Source organism: Acidovorax sp. (genome assembly GCF_022763525.1).
Taxonomy (GTDB): domain Bacteria; phylum Pseudomonadota; class Gammaproteobacteria; order Burkholderiales; family Burkholderiaceae_C; genus Acidovorax.
The window spans coordinates 1-4,012 of sequence record NZ_JALEGG010000307.1; the positions used below are offsets into that span (position 1 = coordinate 1).

Below are 4,012 nucleotides of genomic sequence, written 5' to 3' on the forward strand. Positions count from 1 at the left end.
ATGACCTGTTCCTTATCGTGGTGGGCCCGGTGGTGCTGGGCCTTCTGTGGCTGCTCCTCACCCGCACGCGCTGGGGCACGCTGGTGCGCGCCGCCACGCAAGACCGGGAGATGGTCAGCGCGCTGGGCGTGAACCAGGCCTGGCTGTTCACGGCAGTATTTGCCCTGGGTGCGATGCTGGCAGGCCTGGGGGGCGCGCTGCAGCTGCCGCGCGAGCCGGCCACGCTCGAGATGGACCTCAACACCATCGGCGCTGCTTTCGTGGTGGTGGTGGTGGGCGGCATGGGCTCCATCCCCGGCGCCTATGTGGCGGCGCTGCTGATTGCAGAGATCAAGGCCATCTGCATCTGGCTGGGCGTGGTCGAAATTTTTGGCATCAGCGTGTCGTTCTCCAAGCTCACGCTGGTGGTGGAGTTCCTGGTGATGGCCGTGGTGCTGGTCTGGCGCCCCTGGGGTCTCCTGGGCAAGCCGCAGGGCGTGAGCCGCAACACCGGTCTGCCCGAGGCGCCGCTGCGCCAGCCCGAACGCTGGTTCAAGCTGGGTGGCGCCGCACTGGTGGCGGTGCTGGTGCTGCTGCCGTTGTTCACCGCAGGCTTGCCGTACCTCACGGTGCTGCTGATCGATCTGCTGATCGCAGCCCTGTTTGCTGCCAGCCTGCACTTCATCATGGGACCGGCGGGCATGCACTCATTCGGCCACGCGGCCTACTTTGGCCTTGGGGCCTACGCCGCCGCCCTGCTGGTGCGCGCGGCAGGCGTTCCGATGGAGCTGGCCCTGGTGCTGGCTCCGCTGGTGGCGGCGGCGGGCGCACTGCTGTATGGCTGGTTCTGCGTGAGACTGTCTGGCGTGTACCTGGCCATGCTCACGCTGGCCTTTGCGCAGATCACCTGGGCCATCTGCTACCAGTGGGATGGCTTCACTGGCGGCAGCAACGGCCTGACCGGTGTGTGGCCGGCCGAGTGGCTTTCGGACAAGCGCAACTACTACTACCTCACCCTCGCGCTGGTGGTGGCAGGGGTGCTCGTGCTGCGCCGCGTGCTGTTCTCTCCGTTTGGCTACGCGCTGCGCGCAGGGCGGGACTCGGTGCTGCGTGCCGATGCCATCGGCATCGACGTCAAGCGCATGCAGTGGACAGCCTTCGTGATTGCGGGCCTGTTCGCGGGCCTGGGCGGTGCGCTGTTTGCGTTTTCCAAGGGCAGCATCTCGCCCGAAACGCTGCATGTGAGCCGCTCGGTGGACGGTCTGGTCATGGTGCTGCTGGGCGGCATCCAGACGCTGGCCGGGCCCGTGGTGGGCGCGGTCACCTTCACCTGGCTGCACGACACCGTGGCGCGCAACACCGACTACTGGCGGGCCATGCTGGGGGCCATCATCCTCATCCTGGTGCTGCTCTTCCCGCAGGGCATCGCGGGCGCCATCAAACAAGTCTTCGACAACCGGCGCGAAGCCAAGAACATGAAGGAGGGCCTGGCATGAGCCTGCTCAAAGTCTCGGGCCTGGGCAAGTCCTTCGGCGGCGTGAAGGCGGTGGACGGCATCCACTTCGAGCTGGCTGCCGGTGAACTGCTGGCGCTCATCGGCCCCAACGGTGCCGGCAAGTCCACCACCTTCAACATGGTCAACGGCCAGCTGCCCGCCGACGCGGGATCGATACAGCTGGACGGCCAGGAGCTGGTGGGCCGCAAGCCCCGCGATATCTGGCGCATGGGCGTGGGCCGCACCTTCCAGATCGCCGAGACCTTCGCTTCGCTCACCGTGGTGGAGAACGTGCAGATGGCCCTGATCTCGCACGACCACAAGCTGTTCTCGATGTGGCGCAAGGCCGCCGACCACCAGCGCGACAAGGCCCTGGCACTGCTGGACCAGGTGGGCATGAAGTCGCAGGCCGACCGACCCTGCAGCGTGCTTGCCTACGGCGACGTCAAGCGCGTGGAGCTGGCCATTGCCATGGCCAACAGCCCGAAACTGCTGCTCATGGACGAGCCCACGGCCGGCATGGCACCCAAGGAGCGCAACGCCCTCATGGCGCTTACCAAGCAGCTGGTGATCGACCGCAACATGGCGGTGCTCTTCACCGAGCACAGCATGGACGTGGTGTTCGCCTACGCCGACCGCATGATCGTGCTGGCGCGCGGCCGGCTCATTGCCGAAGGCAAGCCGCTGGAGCTGCGCGACCACCCCAAGGTGCAGGAGGTCTACTTCGGCACCGGCAAGACCTTTGAAAAGAAGACCGCAGCCGCCGCGGAGAGCACGGCATGACAACGATGACGACGATCAGCGAAACCCCTGAAGTGCTGCTGCGGGCTCAGGGCCTGCAAGCCTGGTATGGCGCGGCGCAGATCCTGTACGACGTGGATCTGGACGTGCGCCGCGGCGAGGTTGTGGCCCTGATGGGGCGCAACGGCGCGGGCAAGTCCACCACGCTCAAGACGCTGATGGGCATGCTCGCCAAGCGCAAGGGGCAGATCCAGTTCATGGGCCGGGACATTTCCAAGAGCGATCCGCACGATGCCGCGTGCCTGGGCCTGGGCTTCGTGCCCGAGGACCGCCGCGTGTTCACCGACCTGACGGTGATGGAGAACCTGGAGGTCGGGCGCCAGCCGCCACGTGCCTGGCCCGACGGCGCGTCCGCTCCGGTGTGGACGCCCGAGCGGTTGTTCAAGCTCTTCCCGAACCTGGGCGAGATGCCTCAGCGTCCGGGCGGCCGCATGAGCGGCGGCGAGCAGCAGATGCTGACCGTGGCGCGCACGCTCATGGGCAATCCCTACCTGGTGCTGCTGGACGAGCCTTCCGAAGGCGTGGCCCCGGTGATCGTGGAGCAGATGGCGCACATGATCCTGGAGCTCAAGGAGCAGGGCGTGAGCATCCTGCTGTCCGAGCAGAACATGCACTTCGCCGAACTGGTTTCCGACCGCGCCTATGTGCTGGAGAGGGGCCAGATCCGCTACCAGGCCAGCATGGCCGAGCTGGCCGCCAACGACGAGGTGCGCCGCGCCTACCTGAGCGTCTGACGTGCTTCCGCCAGCGCGTGTGGCGTGTTGCCCACGTGTGCCGTTGGTTACAAAAAACACCTCTCCCAACACTTGCACGATGGCAGCGCCAGCGCTGAAACTTTCATCTTTGATGTAAGGAGCACTACATGAAGTGTCGAGGGATGGAGGATGGATGCATCGACCGCCGGACTGCCATGGTGGGCCTGGCGGCGGCAGGAATGGCATGGGCGGGCCCGGCAGCTGCCGAGACGGGGGTGACGGACACCCGCATCAAAGTCGGCCAGTCGGCCGTGTTCACGGGGCCGGCCAAGGATTTCGGGGTGGACTACAAGGCCGGCATCGCGCTGGTCTTCGACAAGGTGAACAAGACCGGGGGCGTGCAAGGCCGCACGCTGGAGCTGGTGTCCTACGACGACGCCTACGAGCCCAAGAAGACGGCCGAGAACACGGCCAAGCTCATCGACGACGACAAGGTGTTTGCGCTGATCGGGTATGTGGCCACGGGCAACCTGATCGCCGCCATGCCCCTGGCCGAGAAGGCCGGCGTGCCCATGTTTGCGCCCCTGGTGGGCACCACATCGTTCCGCACCAATCACAACCGCTACCTGTTCCACGTGCGCGCCAGCTACGAGACCGAGCTGCGCAAGATCGTGGGCCATCTGGCCACGCTGGGCATCAACAACATTGCCGTCGTCTACCAGAACAGCGCATTCGGCAAATCCAACCTCGACACCTGCCTGCAGATCGCCCAGGGCCTGAAGGTGAAAGTGGTGGACACCGTGCCCCTCGAGATTGCCGCCACCGACGCCAAGGCCCAGGTGGCCCAGCTCACCAAGGCCCAGCCGGGCGCGGTGGTGATGATCATGGCGGGCAAGATGGTGGAGGTGTTCCTGCGCGACTACCGAGGGGCTGGTGCCGCGTCGCCGCTCTACACCATCTCGGTGGGCATCACCGATGCGCCGGGCTCCGCGCAGCGCCTGAACGGCGGCATCGAAGGCCTGGTCACGGCCAGCATCGTGCC

4 protein-coding genes are annotated in these 4,012 nt (G+C 66.3%); all 4 read left to right on the plus strand.

Features of this window, described 5'->3' with window-relative positions; translation table 11 throughout:
• The coding region (locus tag MRY84_RS23110) for an ABC transporter permease (protein ID WP_291508004.1) at positions 1 to 1,475 on the plus strand (1,475 nt) is incomplete at its 5' end.
• Positions 1,472 to 2,257, plus strand: a complete 786-nt coding sequence (locus tag MRY84_RS23115) for an ABC transporter ATP-binding protein (RefSeq protein ID WP_291508005.1) — start codon at positions 1,472 to 1,474, stop codon at positions 2,255 to 2,257. The genes MRY84_RS23110 and MRY84_RS23115, both read left to right, overlap by 4 nt.
• Complete coding sequence (locus MRY84_RS23120) at positions 2,254 to 3,009, plus strand: ABC transporter ATP-binding protein (RefSeq protein WP_291508006.1); 756 nt, start codon at positions 2,254 to 2,256, stop codon at positions 3,007 to 3,009. The genes MRY84_RS23115 and MRY84_RS23120 overlap by 4 nt, the downstream gene beginning before the upstream one ends.
• Before the next feature lie 128 nt (positions 3,010 to 3,137).
• A partial coding sequence (locus MRY84_RS23125) for an ABC transporter substrate-binding protein (RefSeq protein ID WP_291508007.1) occupies positions 3,138 to 4,012 on the plus strand: 875 nt, incomplete at its 3' end.